The organism is Streptomyces sp. NPDC093546 (assembly GCF_044765045.1).
Classification (GTDB): Bacteria; Actinomycetota; Actinomycetes; order Streptomycetales; family Streptomycetaceae; genus Streptomyces.
Genome location: NZ_JBIWJG010000003.1, coordinates 384,867 through 404,970, shown reverse-complemented (window position 1 = coordinate 404,970; position 20,104 = coordinate 384,867). Strand labels below are relative to the sequence as shown.

20 protein-coding genes are annotated in these 20,104 nt (G+C 73.1%); 6 read left to right on the top strand and 14 right to left on the bottom strand.

Features of this window, described 5'->3' with window-relative positions; all coding sequences use genetic code 11:
- Position 1: 1 nt before the first annotated feature.
- On the top strand, positions 2-2,791 hold the full coding sequence (locus ACIRNI_RS08340) for a poly(A) polymerase (RefSeq protein WP_403549466.1): 2,790 nt from the start codon (positions 2-4) through the stop codon (positions 2,789-2,791).
- Between the two features lie 4 nt (positions 2,792-2,795).
- On the opposite strand, the gene ACIRNI_RS08335 is transcribed toward ACIRNI_RS08340, so the two are convergent.
- The 3 genes from ACIRNI_RS08335 to ACIRNI_RS08325 form a co-directional block, all read right to left on the bottom strand.
- Entirely contained in the window at positions 2,796-3,407 is a 612-nt protein-coding gene (locus tag ACIRNI_RS08335) for a hypothetical protein (protein WP_403549464.1), read from the bottom strand.
- An 85-nt stretch (positions 3,408-3,492) separates the two neighbouring features.
- Complete coding sequence (locus ACIRNI_RS08330; RefSeq protein ID WP_403549462.1) at positions 3,493-4,635, bottom strand: hypothetical protein; 1,143 nt, start codon at positions 4,633-4,635, stop codon at positions 3,493-3,495.
- A 39-nt stretch (positions 4,636-4,674) separates the two neighbouring features.
- A complete protein-coding gene (locus ACIRNI_RS08325) occupies positions 4,675-5,640 on the bottom strand; it encodes a TetR/AcrR family transcriptional regulator C-terminal domain-containing protein (protein WP_403549460.1) in 966 nt (321 codons plus the stop codon).
- Between the two features lie 180 nt (positions 5,641-5,820).
- Between ACIRNI_RS08325 and ACIRNI_RS08320 the strand changes: the two genes are divergently transcribed.
- Positions 5,821-6,948 (top strand): FAD-dependent monooxygenase, encoded by a 1,128-nt coding sequence (locus ACIRNI_RS08320; RefSeq protein ID WP_403549459.1) that lies wholly within the window; start codon positions 5,821-5,823, stop codon positions 6,946-6,948.
- Here the strand turns inward: ACIRNI_RS08320 and ACIRNI_RS08315 are convergent.
- The gene (locus ACIRNI_RS08315) at positions 6,923-7,420 is read right to left on the bottom strand and encodes a phospholipase (protein WP_403549457.1); all 498 of its coding nucleotides are present in this window, start codon (positions 7,418-7,420) and stop codon (positions 6,923-6,925) included. The two genes, ACIRNI_RS08320 and ACIRNI_RS08315, sit on opposite strands and share 26 nt — an antisense overlap.
- 129 nt (positions 7,421-7,549) lie before the next feature.
- The gene (locus tag ACIRNI_RS08310) at positions 7,550-8,176 is read right to left on the bottom strand and encodes a hypothetical protein (protein WP_403549455.1); all 627 of its coding nucleotides are present in this window, start codon (positions 8,174-8,176) and stop codon (positions 7,550-7,552) included.
- 43 nt (positions 8,177-8,219) lie between these two features.
- Between ACIRNI_RS08310 and ACIRNI_RS08305 the strand changes: the two genes are divergently transcribed.
- Entirely contained in the window at positions 8,220-8,816 is a 597-nt protein-coding gene (locus tag ACIRNI_RS08305) for a 2'-5' RNA ligase family protein (RefSeq protein ID WP_403549454.1), read from the top strand.
- A 9-nt stretch (positions 8,817-8,825) separates the two neighbouring features.
- Here ACIRNI_RS08305 and ACIRNI_RS08300 read toward each other — a convergent pair whose 3' ends face one another.
- Genes ACIRNI_RS08300 through ACIRNI_RS08290 form a run of 3 tightly spaced genes read right to left on the bottom strand, consistent with a single transcriptional unit; the run spans position 8,826 to position 11,182 of the window.
- Positions 8,826-10,049, bottom strand: a complete 1,224-nt coding sequence (locus tag ACIRNI_RS08300) for a PQQ-binding-like beta-propeller repeat protein (protein WP_403549452.1) — start codon at positions 10,047-10,049, stop codon at positions 8,826-8,828.
- 57 nt (positions 10,050-10,106) lie between these two features.
- Entirely contained in the window at positions 10,107-10,316 is a 210-nt protein-coding gene (locus ACIRNI_RS08295; protein ID WP_403549451.1) for a DUF397 domain-containing protein, read from the bottom strand.
- Positions 10,313-11,182, bottom strand: coding sequence for a helix-turn-helix domain-containing protein (locus ACIRNI_RS08290; protein WP_403549449.1), 870 nt, complete (start codon positions 11,180-11,182; stop codon positions 10,313-10,315). Before ACIRNI_RS08290 ends, ACIRNI_RS08295 begins: the two co-directional genes overlap by 4 nt.
- A 141-nt stretch (positions 11,183-11,323) precedes the next feature.
- On the opposite strand from ACIRNI_RS08290, the gene ACIRNI_RS08285 reads away from it, so the two are divergent.
- Positions 11,324-11,794 (top strand): ATP-binding protein, encoded by a 471-nt coding sequence (locus ACIRNI_RS08285; protein ID WP_403549447.1) that lies wholly within the window; start codon positions 11,324-11,326, stop codon positions 11,792-11,794.
- Positions 11,795-11,998: 204 nt separating this feature from the next.
- Positions 11,999-12,865, top strand: coding sequence for a helix-turn-helix domain-containing protein (locus ACIRNI_RS08280; RefSeq protein ID WP_403549446.1), 867 nt, complete (start codon positions 11,999-12,001; stop codon positions 12,863-12,865).
- 53 nt (positions 12,866-12,918) lie between these two features.
- Here ACIRNI_RS08280 and ACIRNI_RS08275 read toward each other — a convergent pair whose 3' ends face one another.
- Genes ACIRNI_RS08275 through ACIRNI_RS08255 form a run of 5 tightly spaced genes read right to left on the bottom strand, consistent with a single transcriptional unit; the run spans position 12,919 to position 17,245 of the window.
- Complete coding sequence (locus ACIRNI_RS08275) at positions 12,919-13,416, bottom strand: peptidylprolyl isomerase (RefSeq protein ID WP_403549444.1); 498 nt, start codon at positions 13,414-13,416, stop codon at positions 12,919-12,921.
- A 10-nt stretch (positions 13,417-13,426) separates the two neighbouring features.
- Positions 13,427-14,599: a serine hydrolase domain-containing protein gene (locus tag ACIRNI_RS08270; protein ID WP_403549442.1), complete on the bottom strand. Its 1,173-nt coding sequence runs from the start codon at positions 14,597-14,599 to the stop codon at positions 13,427-13,429.
- Positions 14,600-14,635: 36 nt separating this feature from the next.
- Positions 14,636-15,418, bottom strand: coding sequence for an energy-coupling factor ABC transporter ATP-binding protein (locus ACIRNI_RS08265; RefSeq protein WP_403549440.1), 783 nt, complete (start codon positions 15,416-15,418; stop codon positions 14,636-14,638).
- Entirely contained in the window at positions 15,415-16,176 is a 762-nt protein-coding gene (gene cbiQ / locus ACIRNI_RS08260; protein ID WP_403549438.1) for a cobalt ECF transporter T component CbiQ, read from the bottom strand. Before cbiQ ends, ACIRNI_RS08265 begins: the two co-directional genes overlap by 4 nt.
- A 1-nt stretch (position 16,177) precedes the next feature.
- Positions 16,178-17,245, bottom strand: a complete 1,068-nt coding sequence (locus tag ACIRNI_RS08255) for an energy-coupling factor ABC transporter permease (protein WP_403549437.1) — start codon at positions 17,243-17,245, stop codon at positions 16,178-16,180.
- A gap of 213 nt (positions 17,246-17,458) precedes the next feature.
- On the opposite strand from ACIRNI_RS08255, the gene ACIRNI_RS08250 reads away from it, so the two are divergent.
- Positions 17,459-17,809 (top strand): SsgA family sporulation/cell division regulator, encoded by a 351-nt coding sequence (locus ACIRNI_RS08250; RefSeq protein ID WP_403549435.1) that lies wholly within the window; start codon positions 17,459-17,461, stop codon positions 17,807-17,809.
- A 36-nt stretch (positions 17,810-17,845) separates the two neighbouring features.
- On the opposite strand, the gene ACIRNI_RS08245 is transcribed toward ACIRNI_RS08250, so the two are convergent.
- Complete coding sequence (locus ACIRNI_RS08245; protein WP_403549433.1) at positions 17,846-20,014, bottom strand: MMPL family transporter; 2,169 nt, start codon at positions 20,012-20,014, stop codon at positions 17,846-17,848.
- Positions 20,015-20,104: the final 90 nt, after the last annotated feature.

Sequence of the window (20,104 nt, the reverse complement as noted above, 5' to 3'; positions counted from 1 at the left end):
CATGCGTACGAGCGAGGAGATCTACCACCGGGTGCTGTGGGACGCGCGGTTCGACCCGGCACGGTTCGTGGTGGGCGTGCGGCGGCGGGACCCCGGGGTGGGCCCGAAGCGGATGCCGCTGTCCGCGTTCGTCCCCGGCGGGGACATCCCGTGGCACCGGGTGCTGTTCTTCGAGGCCGACGGCGAGATCGTCTGGGACCGCTCCACGGGCGTGGACCGCATCGACGCGACCGAGGCCGGGCGGGTGCGCGATCCGCGGCTGCTGCGGGCGCCGTTCTTCGCGGCGCGGACGCCGTACGCGTACGACGGCGACGACGGCGACTGGTCCGCCACGGCGCCGCGCGGCACGCCCGCCGCGGCCGGGCTGCGCGTGCTGACCTGGAACACCCTGTGGGACCGGTACGACAGCGACCGCATCGACAGCGCCCGGCGCCGCCCGCTGCTGCTCGCGGCGCTGGAGGAGGCGGACGCCGACGTCATCGCCCTCCAGGAGGTCGAGGCCGGGCTGTTGCGCCTGCTGCTGGACGCGCCGTGGGTGCGGGAGGCGTACACGCTGGGCACCGACCCGGCGGGGCCGGACGTCGCCGAGTGCGGGCTGCTGCTGCTCAGCCGGCTGCCCGTGCGGGAGGCGGGCCTGCACGTGCTGGGGCCGCACAAGGCGGTCGCGGCCGTCGTCGTGGAGACGGCCACGGGTCCGCTGGTCGTGGCCGCGACGCACCTCAGCAGCGACCACTCGCCCGACGGCGCGGCGCGGCGGGACGCGGAGCTGGCCCGGATCGCCGAGGGGCTCGCGGGCACCGAGGCCCCGGTGGTCCTGGTGGGCGACTTCAACGACGGCGGCGAGACCCCCGCCCGCACGCTCGGCATGCGCGACGCCTGGAGCGAGGTGCACGGCGCGGCGGACGGTACGCCGACGTTCGACCCCGGGGTCAACCCCCTGGCGGCCGTCTCGTCGCTCACCGGCCGCGCCTCCCGGCTGGACCGCGTACTGCTGCGCGCCGACGGGCTGCGGGTGGACGCGGCGGTGCTGCGCGGCGACTCCCCCACGGCGGACGGGCTGTACGTCTCCGACCACTACGCCGTCCAGGCCGACCTCGGCTTCGACGGAGGCTTCGACGGACCGGCCGTCTCGGGTGTCCTCGACGCGCGGCCGACGGCCCGCACGGCGGTGGCCTGGCTGCCGCCCCGCGAGCTGTGGCCGCCGGTCCAGGCCGTGCGCGAGGACCACGACCCGCACATCGACCGCCGGCCACCGCACGTCAACCTGCTCTTCGGGTTCGTACCGGAGTACGCCTTCGAGCGCGCGGTACCCCTGCTCGCCGAGGCGGCGGCCGCCGTGCCGCCCTTCGAGGCCCGGCTGGAGGGCGTGCACACCTTCGGGCACCGGGAGGACGCCACCGTGTGGCTGGACCCGGCCGCGGCGGGCGAGGAGCCGTGGGCGAGGCTGCGGAGCGAACTGGAGCGGCGCTTCCCGCGCTGCCGGGATCGCCGGTCCGGTTTCACGCCCCATCTCACTCTGGGCAGGACCGCCGACCCGCAGGCCGTCGCCGCCGCGTGCGCGCGCCGCCTGCCCGGGCCGCTGACCGCGCGCGTGGGCGAGCTGGTGCTGCTGTCCCGGCGCGGCGACGAGCCGATGCGGGTACGGGCGACGGTCGCGCTGGGCACGGGCGAGGTGCGCTGGGCCGAGGACCCCGGCCCGGGTGTCCCGCGGCCGGAGGACCCGCGCCGCGCCGAGCACGCCCGCGAGGTCGCGGCCCGCGTGTCGGAGGCGCTGCCCGAGGCCGCGGTGCACGTCGTCGGCTCGCGGCGGATGGGCTGCGCCCTGGAGGGCGCCGACCTGGACCTGGTGGCGGCGGCGCCGGGGCTCACCGGCGTACGGGACGCACGGGACGTACGCGACCGACTGGTGGCGGCGTTCCCCGAGGCCGACGGCGTACGGGAGGTGGTCGGCGCCCGGGTGCCGGGCCTGCGGCTGCGGGTCGGGGACCTGGGTGTCGACCTGGTGCTCGTGGACACGGCTCGGCCCTCGGAAGCGGCCGCGGTCGCGCTGAGCGCGGTGAGCGACGCGGACGCGCTGCTCCCGGCACCGGGACCGCGCCGGGAGGCCTTCGTACGCCTCGCCCGCGAGGTGAAGGCGTGGGCGCGGGCGCGCGGTCTGGACGCGGCGCCCTTCGGCGGCCTGCCGGGCCTGGCGTGGTGCGTCCTGGCGGCCCGTACGGTACGGGAGGCAGGGGACGACGGCCTGTCACCGGAGGATCTGCTCCGGCGCTTCTTCGCCACGTGGGCGGCCTGGGACTGGCGCGAGCCGGTGGGCGACGGCCCGGTCACGGCCCCGCGACCGCCGGTGGTGGTCCTCACGCCGACCGCGCCGGTGCGGCCCTGCACGGAGCAGGTGAGCCCGGGCGGCCGTGACCTGCTGACGCAGGAGCTCTTCCGCGCCTGGGAGATCCTGGAGGCCTCCCCCACCGCGTCCGCCGCGTGGTCCGAGCTGCCGGCCCCGCCGCCCCTGCACCGCCGCCACGCGGCGTGGGCGGTCCTCACCGTGCCGGACGCCGAACTGGGCCGGACTCGGGGGCGGATGCGCGCCCTGCTGTCCGACCTGGAGGCCGCGGGCGCCCCGGACGCCCACGCGTGGCCGCGCCCGTTCGCCCCCGGCCGCTACGCGATCGGCCTGGGCGCCACCCCGCCGGACGAGGCGGCCCTGGCCCGTGTCGCCGAGCACCGGCTGCGGGGCCTCGCCGGTGTCACGCTGACGCGTGCGGACGGCGGCGACGTACCGACTCTGCGTTGAGCCGTCAGGCGGCCGGGGTCCAGCCGGCCTTCGCCGCATCGGTGTCGAGGGACCCGGGCCGGACCTGGCCGCAGGGGGCGTAGACGCTGACGACCAGGGTCGTCGTCCGGTTGTTCCACCGCACGTCGATGTGGTCCTCGGCGCCGGGCTGCCGGTAGCGGTAGCCGAGCTCGACGAAGTCCTCGATCGTGCGGTTCCCGTCGTGGGTGAGCTTCCAGCCCGCCCGCTCCAGCCGCTGCCGCAGCCGCTGCTCGGCCTCGCGGGCCGTGTTCTCCGGGGTCCCGGGCACCTCCCAGCGCAGGGAGAAGTCGACGACGTCGAGGCGCGCGTCGTCGATGTGCCCGAAGCCCCGCAGCCCGCGGTAGTAGCAGGCGCCGGTGTCCATGCCGGACGAGTGGACCGCGCCGGCGGTGGCCGGTGGCAGGCCGAGGCCGTCGTACGCCCACTGGGACCGCTCCTGGAGCAGCTGCGCGACGGCCGCCGGGTCGGCCGAGGGGTACGGCTTCCCGTTCCAGAGCTCGGACACCTTCTTGGCCCCGGCGTCCACACCGACGGCCAGGAGGGCCAGGGCCCCCACGGCCGCCAGGATCGTCAGCCCCACGCGCTTCTTCTTCATGGAGCCGACGCTACGAGCGGCCGGGCCCGCGCGCGTGAGTAGCCGTACTCATGAACGTACGCAACACAACGCACGGGCCGCCTGCTCACGTCCTCGTCACGGTCCCGCACTCCTCGGACTGGTCGGACTGGTCGGCGAGGGGCGTGCTGCGGTCGTAGGGGTCGACCTCGGGGCCGGCGCCGTCGGTGTGCGGGAGCTCGGAGGCGAACTGCGGGTGGAGGAAACCGTCGGCGTCGCGCGTGCAGTCGTCGTTGCCTGCGGACTCCAGCCAGCGCAGGACGTACAGCTTTCCGGGCGTCGTTTGGATCTTGGCGGGGTCGTAGAGGGCGAACGTCATCTCACGGCGTACGACGGTCCGCGCGACCTCCGTGGCGCCCGGCCTCGCCCGCACCACGGGGTAGACGAAGGTGTAGTCGGCGTGGACCAGCACCTGGCCGTCGCGCTCGCCCTTCTCGTACGTCATGCGTCCGCGCGTCTTGACGATCGTGCCCGCCGGCCGCACCTCGGACGGGTCGAAGCGGCTGAAGGCCCACAGCGGGTTCTGCTCGGCGCTGGGCGCGGACAGTGCCTTCTCGATCAGCCGGCGCCCGTCCGTCTGGAGCGGGTCCAGCAGCTCCAGCGCGGCCTTCGGCCGCTCGCCCCGCAGCGTGGCGGGGTCGAGGTTGGCGGTGATGAGCAGTTGCCTGGTGCTGGTCAGGGCGTGGGCGACCTGCTCCTTGCTCATGCCGCCGACGGCCTTGGCCTCGGGCACGTGGATCCCGGCGGCGCCGTCCTCCCACGCCGCCGCGGGCGAGCCCCGGAACGGCTCCTCAAGCGTCGGCTGGTCCGGGAAGGGCTCCTCCGGCGGCGCGCCGGTGGGCCGTGCGGTCTCGGCGGGCAGCGCCCCCGCCTCGCTGCCGGTGTCCCGGCCCGGCAGCCGGTCCGTGACCAGCTCGGGCCGTACGGCGACGACCGCGAGGCCGAGCGCCAGCAGCACGCCGAGCGGCGCGGCCCAGCGCCGCCGTCGCGTGCGGCCGCCGCCGTTCATCTCCCGCCACGCGGGGCCGGTGCGCCACCCCTCCGGCTCCCCTGCCCGCTGCCCCGCGGGCTTCCCGGCGCGCTGTCCCGCGCGCCGGTCGGCGGCGGACGGCTCCTTGGGCGCGCCGCGCCCGCCGTCCTCCTGCGCGGTGCGGAGGAACTCCGCCCATTCCTCGTCCGACACCGACGGCTCGTCGCCGCGCTTGCCCATTGCCCCACCCCAAGTCGTGCGTCTGCCATGGACATTGGATCACGCGTTCGGGTCGGCTCGTCCCTCCACCAGCCCGGTGATGCCGTCGAGCAGCGCGCGCAGCCCGAAGGAGAAGAGGGCGTCCAGGTCGAGGTCGTACGCGCCGTTCGGGAAGCCGGTGAGTGTGCGGGAGACGGCGGGGAAGCGCCCCGAGGAGACGACCTCGCGCAGCGCCTCGCCCTGCCGGTCCATCCACTCCTCGTCGGTCAGGCCGGTCGAGGCCCGCGCCTGCACCTCGCGCTCCAGGTTGACGGCCAGGCCCTGTACGTGGCTGTAGATCAGCAGGTGGATGTCGAACCTGGTCTCGGCGTCGAGGCCGTGGCCTTCGAGGGCGCCGAGCAGCCAGTCGCCGTGCGCCATCAGGTTCGGCAGGACGAGAGGCCGGCCGAGCGGGCCGATGTGGGCGACCCACGGGTGGCGGCGGCACACCTGCCACAGGGTGTGCGCGCCCAGCTCCAGGCGGGCGCGCCAGCCCTCGGGCGGTACGGCGGGGTAGGCCGGCGCCTCGCCGTAGACGGTGTCGGCCATCAGCGCGACGAGGTCGTCCTTGCTGCCGACATGGCGGTACGGGGACATCGCCGCAACCCCGAGGCGGGCGGCGATCGAGCGCATGGAGAGGGCGGCGAGCCCCTCGGCGTCGGCGATCTCGATGGCGGTACGCACGATGCGCTCCCGCGTGAGCTCGCGCTCGGGCGAGGGCGCGGGCGGTTTCGACGGAGCCTGGGCTGCCGTGTCCCGTGACGCGGCGGCGACGACCGTGCCGACGCGGGGCCTGGCCTCCACGTGACCCTCCAGCCGCAGGGTGGTGAGGGCCTTCGTGGCGGTGGCGAGGGCGACGCCCCACTCCTGGGCGATACGGCGGGTCGACGGCACCCGGTCGCCCGGGCCGAGCTCCCCGCTCGCGATCCGGCGGCGGATGTCGGCCGCGATGCGCTGGTAGGGGGGCGGGGCGGTGGCCTCGGCCATGCGCGGACTCCCTTCGACTTTTTTCCACTGCGCGTACGCCTGTACTAGGGCAGACGCTACCAGCGACGACACCGCCCAACTGCCCACTGACCTAGTACAGACAGCCGAAAATGCCTGTTGGCACACCATGTGCGTACGCCATACATTCAGCGGCGTACACCGTACCGAAGGGGGAACCACATGAAGACCGTCCTCATCTCCGGCGGCGGCATCGCGGGCGCCGCACTCGCGCTCCTGCTGCGCCGCCGCGGCTTCGCGCCGGTGGTCGTCGAGCGGGCGCCGGGCGTGCGCGCGGGCGGCCAGGCCGTCGACATCCGGGGCGTCGCCCTGGAGGTCATGGACCGGATGGGCCTGCTGACGGAGGCGCGGCGCATGCGCACCCGGATGCGCGGCATGTCGATGCTCGACGCCGACGGCACGGAGGTCGAGCGGACGACGGAGTACGCGCTCAGCAGCGGGCGGCTCGACGGCGACGACATCGAGATCCTGCGCGAGGACCTCGTACGCCTGCTCCACACGCACACACATGAGGAAGTGGAGTACGTCTTCGGCGACAGCATCGTGTCGCTGGAGGAGCACGAGGCCGGAGTCCGGGTGGGCTTCGCGCACGGCCCGGCGCGGGACGTCGACCTCGTCGTCGGCGCCGACGGCCAGCACTCGGCGGTCCGGCGCCTCGCCTTCGGCCCCGCCGAGGACCACACCCACCACCTCGGCAGCTACCTCTCGGTCTTCAGCGCCGAGAACTTCCTGGACCTGGACAACTGGCAGGTCTGGCTGCGCGACGGCGACGCGGGCTTCGGCATCATGCCGGTCCGCGACAACAGGGAGCTGCGGATCGCCTTCGGTTTCGAGTCCGCGCCGCTGGACGGCGACCACCGGGACACGGAGTGGCTGCGGCGGCTCGTGGTCGACCGCCTCTCCGCCCTGCGCTGGGAGTCCGACCGGCTGACGAAGGCCGCGCTGGAAGCGCCCGACTTCTACTGCGACGCCCTGGCCCAGATCCGGATGGACCGCTGGTCACACGGCCGGGTCGTCCTCCTCGGCGACGCCGGTTACTGCGCCTCGCCGTTCTCCGGGCAGGGCACGAGCCTCGCGCTGGTCGGCGCGTACGTCCTCGCCGACGCGCTGGCCGGTCGGGCGGCGCCGGGCGACGACCACCGCACCGCCTTCGCCCGCTACGAGTCGGCCATGCGGCCCTTCGTCGAGGCGAACCAGGCCCTGGCCACCGAGAACCCGGGTGGCCCGGCGTCCGAGGAGTCGATGACCCGGGCCAAGAACGCGATCACACTGCCGCACGCGCCCCGGTGACCGCGTCCTTGGCCGGCGTACCGAACGCCGACACGCCCTGGTAGTACGTCCAGGCCATCGTGTGGCACGAGAGGCGTACGGCATCGCCGGCGTACCGCGCGCACACGCGCTTCATGTCCTCGTGGAACGCCGTGTCGAGCCGCGCCTTGTTCGCCTCGAACTGCCCGGCCGCCTTGTAGTTGCGGTACCCGAAGTCGTGCCGCGCGCAGGAGTACTGGAAGGGGAAGCCGAGGGGGTTGTCGGGCGCGCCGGAGCAGTAGTCCGTGGACCAGTCGAAGGCGTAGGAGCTCCACGCGGACTGGTTCTGGCGCGCCGCCCACCAGGTGTTGTAGCTGGCGGCGCTGGGCTGGGTCCAGGCGCTGAGCAACAGCGGCTTGTCGGCGGGCACGGCCGGTACGGCGACGGCGTAGGCGGGCGAGGCGAGGGCGAGCAGGGCGGACGCGAGCGGCAGGGCGAGACGGCGACGGCGCATACGGGGTCTCCGGAAGGGCGCGAGCGATCACGGGCGCCCATAGCCTCCGCTCGCGGCCCGCCGGGGGCCGTCAGCGACGCGCGTGCCGAAGAGTGAACCTGTTCGCGCCGCCGGGCCCGGCGTGAGCGCTCAGGTCTCCGCCGTGCCCCGTACGACACCGTCCGGGCCGACCCTGAGACTCGCCCCGTACAGCTCTACGCGCCGGCCGACCGGTTCCAGGTCCCGCTCGTGGAGGTCCTCCGTCTCGTCCCGCGCTTCGACGTGGACGCTGTAGCGCCATGTCCGGTACGCGGGGCCGATGTCCGTGTCCGTGTCGTACGCCGGGTGCCCGACGATCACCTCCGCGCCGACGAGGCCGAGCGCGCGGGCCTCCCCGGAGTCCCGGACCCTTACGACGTCTCCCGTGCCGAAGAGGGGCGCGGCCGCCGCCTCCAACTCCCCCGCCCGAGCCCCGTACACGGCGGGGTGGAGGAACACCCCGCCGTCGACCGGCCGCTCCCAGTCGCTCCACCCGAAGTCCTCGCGCCACGAGAACCCCAGCGCGTGCAGGCACGCGGAGGTGGTTCCGTGCGGCGTCAGCTCGACGTCGAAGTGCAGCGTGTCCGGGGTACGGGGAAAGGGCCCACGAGCATGCGCGACCACCTCGCCGTGGGGCGCGAGGGCCGCGCGGAGGTGTGCGGCGAGCGCCGCGCTCTCCTCGGGCGGGGCCTGGGCCCACAGGGCCAGCCAGACGAGCCGGTAGGGAGCGAGGACCACTGACAGGTCTCCTTCCTGATCACGGGGTGGTACGTCCATGGGCATGAGAGACACGACCGACGACGACAAGCGCCTCCTGGCCGTGCCGCCGACGGCCCGTACGGCGGTGGCCTGGCTCCCGCCGCCCGAGCTGTGGCCGCCGATCCAGCACATCCGGCGCGAGCACGACCGCCAGTTCCACCGCTGGCCTCCGCATGTGAACGTCCTCTTCGGCTTCGTACCGGAGACCGACTTCGAGCGGGCCGCCCCGCTCCTGGCGGCGGCCGCCTCGGAGGTGCCGCCCTTCCCGGCGCGGCTGGAAGGCGTGCGCTGGTTCCGCCACCGCCACGACGCCACGGTCTGGCTGGATCCGGCGGCGGGAGGTGACGAGCCCTGGACGCGGCTGTACGACGCGCTGGAGCTCCGCTTCCCCCTCTGCTCGGGCCGCCACGAGCGCTTCACCCCGCACCTCTCCCTCGGCCGCAGCCGCGCCCCGCACGAGCTCGCGGCCCACTGCGCCGCCCTGCTCGGCACCGCGACGACCCGGGTCGCCGAGCTGACGCTCCTCTCCCGCCGCGCCGACGGCCCGATGCGGGCGCGGGCGACGGTGGCGCTGGGGGCGGGAGAGCTGCGGTGGTCGGCCGGCTCAGGTGCCGAGTAGGCCGTATCGTCACCAGCGCTCGTACGCCGTGAAGGGCCGTACCCCCACGCCCGAGCGGACGGCGATGACCAGGTCCTTGTAGGTGAGCAGGTCATCGGCCTCGACCGGCTCCTCGCGGAATTCGCGGTCCTCCTCCTCGTCGCCCGTGGCGGCGTCGAAGACCATCAGCCGGTCTCCGTACTTCCGGGAGTTGACCGTGTACATCACCCGGTCGCCTTCCGCGTGGAACGCGCCGGGGGTCGTCCCGCCGCCCCCGCCGTCCTCCCGCCACAGTTCGTCCCCGCTCGCGAGGTCGAAGGCGACGATCTGATCCAACGTGCTCTGGCTGCCCTGGTAGGTGGCGACCGCGAAGAGCCGCCCGCCGGCGACGGCCACGTCCTTGATCGTGCCGTAGTCGCCCACGCGCTCGATCCGCCCCTGCGGGCGGCCGTCCGCTGTGAAGGAGAGAGTGGAGCCTTCCTGACCGTTCATGACCCTCAGCACGATCGGATCGGCGGACGCGAAGCCCGCGTACGCCCCGGCGGGCATGCCCTGCCGCTCGTCGAGGGGCACGGTCCACCGCGCCGCGCCGTCGGCCGGGTCGAACGCGGCGAGCTTCAGTTCGTCGCCGCAGGTGAGGACGGCGAGGACCTGCTTCTTGGCGGCAGTGGCCGTGTCGGGCGTGCAGCCCTTGGGCACGGCCGCCTTCCAGCGCGCGGCACCGCTGCGCAGGTCGAAGACGCGCACGGCCTTGGTGCCCTCCTCCACAACGGCGAGCCCTCCGCCGGTGGCCACGGCAGCGGGTTGGGCGGTGACGGTGCGCCACAGTTCCCGGCCGTCCGTGAGGTCGATCGCGGCAACGTTGACGCAGTCCTTGTCCTTTTCGCTGTACACGATCAGCGCGACGGAGTCGTCGGCGCGGGAGCTGACCGTACAGATCTCGGCCCGGCGGGGCGGGAGATACTCCCAGCGCTCCTTCCCCGACCCCGCGTCGAAGCCGGTGACGGCGTCGTAGCGGCTCCGTACGACGGTGTCTCCTGCGACCCAGGCGCCGTTGCCGTACTCGCCCGCCGCGCGGTCGACCGGGGTCTCCCAGGCCTGCTTCATGGAGATGAAGGGCATGTAGCCGGTGCTGCCCAGGAAGACGTAGGGGAGGCCGACGAAGACGGCGAGCCCGACGGCGAGGACCACCAGAAGGGCGAGCAGTGTCTGCCACCAGCTTCCTGGTGATGACGTGGACGTGCCAGTTGCCATGCGGATCCCCACCCCTTGCGACAGTCGTCGAACGCCCCGAGGGTAGGGGATCCGTGATCAGCGCGCTGTCGTGTCCGCGATGAATCCGGCCCACGCGCCGGGCGTGAGGGCGAGGTGGGGGCCGTCGGGGTCCTTGGAGTCGCGGACGTGGACGATGCCGGGGGTGGTGGCGACCTCGACGCAGTCGTTGCCGTCACTGCTGTCGCTGTAGCTGCTCTTGAACCAGACGAGCATGCCGGGCTCCCCGGCGGAGGTCTTGCGGATCATGTCTCTCCCAGCACGTGCTCAATGAAGGCCAGCGACTCCCCTGGCGTGAGAGCCTGAGCCCGGATGATGCCATAGCGCAGCTCAAGGACCCGGAGCTGTTTCGGATCGGAGACCGGGCGGCCTCCGTACTCCGCGTCGGTCCGGCCCACTGCGGAGCCGTCGCCGAACTTGAGCAGCTGGACCCGTCCACCCGTTCCGGGATGGCTCCAGCGGTCCGTTGGCATCACTTGAATGTCGACGTTCCGCATTTCGCCCACCTCCAACAGGCGTTCGAGCTGTCGGCGCTGCACCATTCTCCCTCCGATAGGGCGGCGCAGCGTCACTTCTTCCAAGACAAAGCTGAAGTCCGGGGCGGGCGTTCGCTGGAAGATGGTTTGCCGTGCCATCCGAGCTCCCAGCATCCGATCGAGCTCGTCCGTGGAGTACGCGGGCCTCCGCGTCCCCAGCAGCGCCCGCGCGTACTCCTCCGTCTGCAACAGCCCGTGCAAGTTGTGGTTGCCGTACGCCAGCACCTCAACTGCCTGCGCCTCCATCCGCGCCAGGTCCCTCACCTTTTTCGGATAGCGGGCCTCCGCAACGTCCTTCTTCATCGCGGAGATCCGCCCGCCCGCCCGCAGCACCTCGTCCGCCTTGTCCAGGTACTCGGGCCTCGGGATCCGCTTCCCCGCCTCCACCTTGTAGACGAGGTCCTCGCCGTACCCGATCGCGAGGCCGAACTCGCCGGCCCGCATGCCCGCCGCCTCGCGCCAGAGCTTCAGCTGGCGCCCCACCGTCGCGACGACCGCCGCGCCGGACTCGTCGTCCGGGTCCACCTCCCAACCCGGCTCGTCGGCCTCACTCTTACTGCTGTTCTCGTCCACGCTCATGCGCGCCCACCTCCGACGTACCTCCCTGCCCGTACGCCATTCCGGACAGGCCGGACAGCACCGGACAAGCTCCGGACAGTCACCGTACGCATGCATAACGTGACTGGCGCGAGCCCGTCCGCCGCCGCCAGGCTTTATGACGTGAACCACAAAGCCACTGAACTGGCCCCGTCCACCTGCCACTTCAGCATCCAGCTGTCCCCCACCCCACGCGGCGCCCGCCTCGCCCGCCTGCTCGCCACCGAGCGGCTGCACGCGTGGGACCTGCCGTACGGGGTGGCCGAAACGGCCGCGCAGGTCGTCGCCGAGCTGGCCGCGAACGCCGTCACCCACGGCAAGGTGCCGGGCCGGGACTTCCTCCTCGAACTGCGGACGACGGAGGGCGACAAGGCGCTCCGTGTCGAGGTGACGGACACGCGCGGGAACCGGCTTCCGTGCCGGAGCGAGACGGGGCGCGGCCTCCTCCTCGTCGAAGCGCTGGCCGACCGCTGGGGGGTGGTGGAAGGGCCGGTTCCGCGCAAGACGGTGTGGGCGGAGATCGGGCTCGTACCGGGTCCCGGGAACCCTGGCTCCGGGGCGTCGGGAGCTCTTACCAATCCAAAGAACCCATGAGAAAGAACCCCCACCAAACCCCACCCCTCCCTCCCGTCGAGCCGCCTCACTCACGCGAGTGAATATGACAAGTGGAGTGGCATAACGGGCGGTTGGGTGTCTTACGCTCACGGCGACACACAACCGCAGACATGCGACGGCCCCCGCCGGGACGGGCAATCCCGGGCGAGGGCCTGACCACCGAGGAAGCAAAGGCCCTTCCTGATGGATACGAAGCACCTTAGCGCGCGCTCACGCGCCCGGCGCGGGAACGTCCGCACCCGTACGCACCACTCACGAGGCGGCGTCATTCACGACAACAACCGGGAGCACGCCCGGTACACGGTCATCGGCAACCATCTCGCCCAGCACAGGGAGTTGTCCCTCGTCGCGATCGGGCTCTCGGCGCACATCCAGTCCTTGCCCACGGGCGCCCCGGTGGACATCAGGACCCTGGCAGCCCGCTTCCCGGAGGGCAGGGAGCGGATCGCGGCGGCGCTGCGGGAGCTGGAGCAGCACGGGTACATCCGGCGGGAACGTGAGCGCACGCCCGAGGGGCAGATCATCACCCGGACGATCTCCTGCAACATGCCTGCCGCCGCGCGCCGCGAGGCCGCTCTGCGGGACCCTGCGGAGGCCCCTCCGGAGCCGATGTCCGAGCCGCAGACCGTGCCTGGCCCCCGCCGCGAGCCGAGGCCCCTCTCCGTACCGCAGCCGGGCCACTCGAACGCGGAACTGCTGCGGCAGGCCCTCGACCTGCTGGCCGGGCTGCGCCACCACGACCCTCGTCTGCTGCTGTCGGAGCGGGACGCGGAGGTCCTGGCCCCAGGGGTCGTCGCGTGGCTGGAGCGGGAGGTCGGCCCCGAGCTCGTACGGGCCGCCCTGACCGCGTGCCTGCCGACCGGGCCACTGCACCGCCCGGCGGCCCTGCTCGCCCACCGGCTGACGACCCAGCTCCCGCCGCCCCCGACGTTCCGCGCCGCCCGTCCGCCGCGCCCTCATCCGCTCCAGTGCTGCGACGGCTGCGGACGGGGCTTCCGTGCCCCGGAACCGGGCACGTGCCGTGACTGCCGGGCCACCGAGGCCACGTAAGGGGCAGTCGCACGGACCGGCCGCCGGGCGGCCGGTCCTGTGGGGTCTGGGGCTCAGACCGTGCCGGACTTGGCGATGGTGACCTTCGCCTTCGGCGCGCCGGACTGGGAGCCGAGGGCCTCGATCTTCTTGACCAGGTCCATGCCCTCGACGACCTCACCGAAGACGACGTGCTTGCCGTCGAGCCAGTCGGTGACGATCGTCGTGATGAAGAACTGCGAGCCGTTGGTGTTGCGGCCGGCGTTGGCCATGCTCAGCAGGCCCGGGCGGGTGTGCTTGAGCTGGAAGTTCTCGTCGGCGAACTTCTCGCCGTAGATCGACTTGCCGCCGGTGCCGTTACCGGCGGTGAAGTCGCCGCCCTGGAGCATGAAGTTCGGGATGATGCGGTGGAAGCTGGAGCCCTCGTAGCCGAAGCCGTGCTCGCCGGTGACGAGCTCGCGGAAGTTGCGGGCCGTCTTCGGCACGACGTCGTCGTACAGCTTGAAGACGATCCGGCCGGCCTCCTTGCCGTCGATCGTGATGTCGAAGAAGACGTTGCTGTTGTCAGTCATGGGAATCACCCTAGGTGACGTCTCCGGCGATCGCCGCACGGACCGCCCGTATCAGCGCCTGGGCGCGCGGGTCGGCCGTGACGCCCTTGCGCATGCCGTTCGTGACGTAGCCGAGGGCGATGCCCGACGCCGGGTCGGCGAAGCCGAGGGAGCCGCCGCGGCCGGGGTGGCCGAAGGAGCCGGGCGACAGCAGCGGCGAGGCGGGGCCGTGCAGCATGTAGCCGAGGCCGAAGCGGGTGTTCACGACGAGGACGTGGTCCGGGCCCACGGCCTCCTCCGTGCGGGCCATGGCGAGGGTCGCCGGGGCGAAGAGGCGGTGGCCGTCGACGGGGCCGAGAGTGGCGGCGTAGAAGCGGGCCAGGGCGCGGGCGGTGGAGATGCCCGCCGAGGCGGGGAGTTCGACGGCGCGGTACGCGGGGTCGTTCTCGTCGGGCGCCGGGTCGATCGCCCCGAAGGCGCGGCGGGTGAGCGAGGCGGGGTCGGCGTAGGCGTCGGCGACCGACCGCTTGGGCCGCAGTTTGAGCGCTCCACCGCCCTGGACGGGCTCCTCGACCGGGCCGACGCGGCCGACGCGGTGCGCCTCGTCGGCGGGGAGGCCGATCCACAGGTCCAGGCCCAGGGGCCGGGCTATCTCCTCGGCGACCCAGCGGCCGATGGTGCGGCCGGTGACCCGCTGGACGAGGGCGGCGAGCAGCCAGCCGTACGTCTGGGCGTGGTAGCCGTGGGCAGTGCCCGGCTCCCACGCGGGTGCCTGCGCGGCGACGGCGGCCGCTGCGGTGTCCGGGTCGGCGGCTTCGGCGAAGGTCAGCGGCCGGTCGACGGCCGGGACGCCCGCCTGGTGCGCCAGCAGGTGCCTGACCAGGGCCCGCTCCTTGCCCGCCGCCTTGAACTCCGGCCAGTACGTGCCGACCGGCGCGTCCAGGTCCAGCTGCCCGCGCTGGTGCAGCAGCAGCGGGACGGCGGCGGCCACGCCCTTGGTCGCGGAGCGGACGATCTGCGCGGTGTCGACGGCCCAGGGGGCGGTGCCGTCCACGTCTTTGGTGCCTGCCCACAGGTCGACGACCTTGCGGCCGTCGCGGTAGACGGCGACGGCCGCGCCGCGTTCGCCACGCTGTTCGAAATTGCGTACGAAAGCGTCCCTGACCGGCTCAAAACCCGCCTGCACTGTGCCCTGGACGTCCACGCCCACCCCTTTCGCTCGCACCCATGGTGCAACGGGCTAGCGGGATCCCGGATTCCGGGTGGGGGTGGCGGGGGTGGCAGTGGGGTCGAAGCCGAACGGAAGCTCCAGGCGGTGGCGGCGCATGAGCTCCTCGTCGCACAGCAGGTCCCGCGTCGGGGCGTCCGCCGCGATGACGCCCTCGCTGAGGATGACCGAGCGGGGGCACAGCTCCAGGGCGTACGGCAGGTCGTGCGTGACCATCAGGACGGTGACGTCCAAGGAGCGCAGGATGTCGGCGAGTTCGCGGCGGGAGGCCGGGTCCAGGTTGGAGGACGGCTCGTCGAGGACGAGGATCTCCGGCTCCATGGCGAGGACGGTCGCGACGGCGACGCGCCGCCGCTGCCCGAAGGACAGGTGGTGCGGGGGCCGGTCGGCGTAGGCCTCCATGCCGACCCGGCCGAGGGCCTTCATGACGACGGCCTCCAGCTCGGGGCCGCGCAGCCCGGCCGCCGCCGGGCCGAAGGCGACGTCCTCGCGGACGGTCGGCATGAAGAGCTGGTCGTCCGGGTCCTGGAAGACGATGCCGACCTTGCGGCGGATCTCGGCGAGGTTCGCCTTCTCGACGGGCAGCCCGGCCACCGTCACCGTGCCGACGCCGCCGCCGAGGATACCGTTGAGGTGCAGGACCAGGGTGGTCTTCCCGGCGCCGTTCGGGCCGAGCAGCGCGACGCGCTCGCCGCGCTCGACGGTCAGGTCCACGCCGAAGAGCGCCTGGTGGCCGTCGGGGTAGGCGTACGCGAGGCCGCGCACCTGAAGCGACGGGACGAAACTGAGACTCATAGCGTCCATCCCAGCAGACAGACGGCCAGGGCCGTGAGCGGAAGGGCCGCGGCCGCAGACCACTGCGCCCGGGAGGCGGTCACCTGGTCGATGACGGGCATGGTGCCCGCGTAGCCGCGGCTGACCATCGCCAGGTGGACGCGTTCGCCGCGCTCGTACGAGCGGATGAAGAGGGCACCGGCGGACTTCGCGAGCACGCCCCAGTGGCGTACGCCCCTGGCCTCGAAGCCGCGCGAGCGGCGCGCGACGGACATGCGCCGCATCTCGTCGGTGATGACGTCGCCGTACCGGATCATGAAGGAGGCGATCTGTACGAGCAGCGGGGGCAGCTTCAGCCGCTGGAGGCCCAGCAGCAGGGCACGCAGCTCGGTGGTGGCGGCGAGGAGGACGGACGCGGCGACGCCGAGGGTGCCCTTGGCGAGGACGTTGAAGGCGTCCCAGAGGCCGGGTACGGAGACGGAGAGGCCGAGCAGCTCCGTCTGGGGCCCCGGCACCACGAACGGCATCAGGAACGCGAAGGCGACGAACGGCACCTCGATCACCAGCCGCCGCAGCACGAAGCCCGCCGGGACGCGGGCGGCGGCCGCGACCGCCCCGAGCAGCACCGCGTACAGGCCGAACGCCCACACCGCCTCGCGGGGCGTGGAGACCACGACCACGACGAAGCAGAAGACGGCGGCGAGCTTGCAGTGCGGCGGCAGCCGGTGCACGGGCGAGTGCCCGTGCCGGTAGAGCTTGTGCGAGTGGCCCGCGCCCACGTCAGACGGTTTCCCGCGCGGCGGTGGTCGGCCCGGAGGCCGGAGCCGTCGCCTCCGCGCGACGGCGCCGTACGGCCCAGAACACGCCTGTGCCGACGGCGACCGTCGCGCCCACGCCGATGGTGCCCGCCAGCCCCCCGGACAGGCGGGCGTTCGTGACGCCGCTGACGCCGTAGTCGGCGAGCGGCGAATCCTTGGCGGCGTGGTCCTCGACCTTCTGGTCGATGCCCTGGTCGGCGGCGACCTTCTCCAGGCCGTCGGGGCTGGCGGAGGCGTAGAAGGACACGACTCCGGCGAGCGCGAGGGCGGTGACCAGGCCGGTGGCCCACACCTTCGTGGTGGAGCGGGGCGCGGTGGCGGCCGAGGCCGCGGCCGGGGCGGCGTCGACGAGCTCCCCGCCCACGCGCAGCTTGAGCGGTGCGGACAGCCCCCGGGCGCCGTACACCAGGTCGGGGCGTACGGCGATGACGGCGCCGACGGTCGCGGTGGTGATGGCCGCCTCGCCGATGCCGATGAGGGTGTGGACGCCGACCATGGCGGTGACGACCTTGTCGACCGGGACGTCGGTGGTGCCGCCGACGGCGTAGATCAGCGTGAAGGCGGCGGCCGCGGCCGGGACGGAGACGAGCGCGGCGACGAAGGAGGCGACGGTCACGGAGCGGCGGGTGCGCGGCAGGACGCGGACGAGGCCGCGGAAGAGGACGTACGCGGTGAGGACGGTGACGGCGCCCATGACGGTGATGTTGACGCCGAGCGCGGTCAGGCCGCCGTCCGCGAAGAGGATGCCCTGCATCAGCAGGACGACGGCGATGACGAGCACGCCGGTGTAGGGGCCGACGAGTATCGCGGCGAGCGCGCCGCCGAGCAGGTGTCCGCTGGTGCCGGCGGCGACGGGGAAGTTCAGCATCTGCACGGCGAAGACGAACGCCGCGACGAGCCCCGCGAGCGGCGCCGTCCTGTCGTCCAATTCCCGCCGGGCCCCGCGCAGGCTGACGGCGACCGCGCCCGCGGCGACGAGGCCCGCGGCCGCGGAGACGGGCGCGTTGATGAAACCGTCGGGGACATGCATGGCGGGGACCGCTTTCGGACAGGGTGGGGGCCCGGTGTGGACCGTTCGATGATGGGGCTTCTTGCGAACAAGTTGCAAGAGCGTACCCGTCACAGAAACGAGCCGGGGCGCACGCGCTAGACAAATAGGACATAAGGTATAGGTCTGGCGAGTGTGAGGAGTCGCACGATGGTCTCCGCCGAGGAACCCCCTCTTGAGGGGAACACGATCCCCATGGTCGAAATCCATGCCAAGGGGTTGATCGTCGACGACGGCCCCCTCTCACGCCCCGTTCCCGTCGCCCTGCGCTGCGATCCCTCCGACTCCGAGGACGACGGGTCCGCCACCGTCCGGCTCGTCTTCCCCGAAGGCACCACCTGGACCTTCCCCCGCGCCGTACTGGAACGGGGCCTGCGCGCCCCCGCCCGCCACGGCGACATCGGAGTCTGGCCCTGCGGGCGGGTGCAGACCGTGGTGGAGCTGCACACCTCCGGCGACGTCGCCATGGTGCAGTTCGACTCCTCGGCGCTGCTGCGCTTCCTGCGGCGCACGTACGCCGTCACCGCGTCGCACGTGACACGGTGACGGCGTAGTCCCCTCGGGCCGTAGCCCCCTCGGGGCTCAGGCGCGGACGAGTTCCCGCTCCCCCTCCTCCGGCGCGGACGCGAGCTCCTCGCGCAGGCCCTCGCCCTCCACGTCGACGTTCGGCAGGAGCCGGTCGAGCCAGCGCGGCAGCCACCAGGCGGCGCGGCCGAGCAGGGCCAGGACGGCCGGGACGATCGCCATGCGCACGATGAACGCGTCGAAGAAGACGGCGACGGCGAGGCCGAAGCCGATCATCTTCACCATCTGCTCGCTGGAGCCGATGAAGCCGGCGAAGACCGCGATCATGATCACCGCGGCGGCGGTGACCACCCGGGCACCGTGCCGGAAGCCGGTCACGACGGCCTGGCCGGGCCGCTCGCCGTGCACGTACGCCTCACGCATCCGGGTCACGAGGAAGACCTCGTAGTCCATGGCGAGGCCGAAGACGACGCCCACCATGAAGATCGGCATCATGCTCATGATCGGGCCGGTCTGCTCGACGCCGAAGAGCGAACCGAGCCAGCCCCACTGGAAGACCGCCACGACCGCGCCGAGCGCGGCGACGACCGACAGCAGGAAGCCGAGGGCCGCCTTCAGCGGCACCAGCACCGAGCGGAAGACCACCATCAGGAGCAGGAAGGCGAGGCCGACGACCAGCGCCAGATAGGGCAGCAGCGCGTCGTTCATCTTCTGCGAGAAGTCGATGTTCATCGCGGTGGCGCCGGTGACCAGGACGTCGTCGCCGGTGGTGTCCCGGATGGAGCGGACCAGCTCCTCGGTCTCCGTGGAGGAGGGGCGGTCCTTCGGGACGACGGTGATGATCGCGGTGTCGCCCGCCTTGTTGGGGGTGGCGGGGGTGACGGCCGCGACACCGTCCAGGCCCTGGATGGCCTTGGCCGTACGGTCGGCCGCGGCCTTGTCGCCGTCGACCACGACCATGAGCGGCCCGTTGAAGCCGGGGCCGAAGCCGTCGGAGAGCAGGTCGTACGCGCGGCGCTGGCTGGTGGAGGTGGGCTGCGAGCCGTCGTCGGGCAGGCCCATCTCCAGCGAGGCGGCGGGCAGCGCGACCGCGCCGAGGCCGACGACACCGACCAGCAGCACGACGAGCGGGCGGCGCAGGACGAAGCGGGCCCAGCGGGTGCCCAGGTTGGGCTTGTCGTCGTCCGACGCCGCAACCGGGTTCTTACGGGCCTTGCGGCCGTGGACGCGCTTGCCGACGTATCCGAGCAGCGCCGGGATGAAGGTGAGCGCGATGAGGACGGCGATCAGGACCGTGCCGGCGGCGGCGAAGCCCATCTTCGTCAGCATCGGGATGTTGACGACGGCCAGGCCGACCAGCGCGATGACGACGGTGAGGCCCGCGAAGACGACCGCGGAGCCGGCGGTGCCGACGGCCCGCCCGGCCGCCTCCTCACGGTCGCGGCCCTCGGCGAGCTCGGCGCGGTAGCGGGAGACGATGAAGAGCGCGTAGTCGATGCCGACCGCGAGGCCGATCATCATCGCGAGCGTGGAGGTGGTGGAGCCCAGGTCGAGGACGCTCGCCAGGGCCGTGATCGCCGAGACGCCGATGCCGACGCCGACGAGCGCGGTGAGCAGCGGCAGTCCGGCCGCGACCAGGGAGCCGAAGGTGATCACGAGGACGATCCCGGCGACGATGACGCCGATGATCTCGCCCGAGCCGGTCTCGGGCACGGTCTGCAACGCGTCACCGCCGATCTCGACGGTGAGCCCGCCCTGCCGCGCCTCCGCCCCGGTCTCCTTGAGCGCCTCGCGCGTCGCGTCGGTCAGCTCCATGCCGTTGACCTTGTACGACACCTGGATGTAGGTCGTCGTGCCGTCGCGCGAGACGGCCTGGACGGCGTACGGGTCGGTGACCGAGGCGACCTGGTCGGAGCCGGTGCGCAGTTCGCCGACCGCCTTGTCAACAACGGCCTTGCGCGCGGGGTCGGTCATCTTCGCGCCGTCCGGCGCCTTGAAGACGACGCGGGCGGTGGCGCCGTCGGCGCCCGCGCCCGGGAAGCGCTGTTCGAGAAGGTCGAAGGCCTTCTGGGCCTCCGTGCCGGGTATGGAGAACGAGCTCGACGTCGCGGCGGGCGCGGAGGCCGCGCCGACGCCGGCGAGCGCCAGCAGCGCGACCCACAGGAGGGTCACGACATGGCGGCGCCGGAAGGCGAGCCGGCCGAGTCGGTAGAGGAACGTGGCCACGGGGGCGACTCCCGGAGGGTGTGGATCGGACAGGGTCGTGGGGAGACGGCCCGACAGCGTGAGCGGTACGTGTCAGGTGGTGCGGGTCGT

Bases quoted from the DNA above. Each gene is read 5' to 3' on its own strand.
- ACIRNI_RS08340 (WP_403549466.1), top strand. From the start codon at position 2: ATGCGTACGAGCGAGGAGATCTACCACCGGGTGCTGTGGGACGCGCGG.
- ACIRNI_RS08335 (WP_403549464.1), bottom strand. From the start codon at position 3,407: ATGAAGAAGAAGCGCGTGGGGCTGACGATCCTGGCGGCCGTGGGGGCC.
- ACIRNI_RS08330 (WP_403549462.1), bottom strand. From the start codon at position 4,635: ATGGGCAAGCGCGGCGACGAGCCGTCGGTGTCGGACGAGGAATGGGCG.
- ACIRNI_RS08325 (WP_403549460.1), bottom strand. From the start codon at position 5,640: ATGGCCGAGGCCACCGCCCCGCCCCCCTACCAGCGCATCGCGGCCGAC.
- ACIRNI_RS08320 (WP_403549459.1), top strand. From the start codon at position 5,821: ATGAAGACCGTCCTCATCTCCGGCGGCGGCATCGCGGGCGCCGCACTC.
- ACIRNI_RS08315 (WP_403549457.1), bottom strand. From the start codon at position 7,420: ATGCGCCGTCGCCGTCTCGCCCTGCCGCTCGCGTCCGCCCTGCTCGCC.
- ACIRNI_RS08305 (WP_403549454.1), top strand. From the start codon at position 8,220: ATGAGAGACACGACCGACGACGACAAGCGCCTCCTGGCCGTGCCGCCG.
- ACIRNI_RS08300 (WP_403549452.1), bottom strand. From the start codon at position 10,049: ATGGCAACTGGCACGTCCACGTCATCACCAGGAAGCTGGTGGCAGACA.
- ACIRNI_RS08295 (WP_403549451.1), bottom strand. From the start codon at position 10,316: ATGATCCGCAAGACCTCCGCCGGGGAGCCCGGCATGCTCGTCTGGTTC.
- ACIRNI_RS08290 (WP_403549449.1), bottom strand. From the start codon at position 11,182: ATGAGCGTGGACGAGAACAGCAGTAAGAGTGAGGCCGACGAGCCGGGT.
- ACIRNI_RS08280 (WP_403549446.1), top strand. From the start codon at position 11,999: ATGGATACGAAGCACCTTAGCGCGCGCTCACGCGCCCGGCGCGGGAAC.
- ACIRNI_RS08275 (WP_403549444.1), bottom strand. From the start codon at position 13,416: ATGACTGACAACAGCAACGTCTTCTTCGACATCACGATCGACGGCAAG.
- ACIRNI_RS08265 (WP_403549440.1), bottom strand. From the start codon at position 15,418: ATGAGTCTCAGTTTCGTCCCGTCGCTTCAGGTGCGCGGCCTCGCGTAC.
- ACIRNI_RS08255 (WP_403549437.1), bottom strand. From the start codon at position 17,245: ATGCATGTCCCCGACGGTTTCATCAACGCGCCCGTCTCCGCGGCCGCG.
- ACIRNI_RS08250 (WP_403549435.1), top strand. From the start codon at position 17,459: ATGGTCGAAATCCATGCCAAGGGGTTGATCGTCGACGACGGCCCCCTC.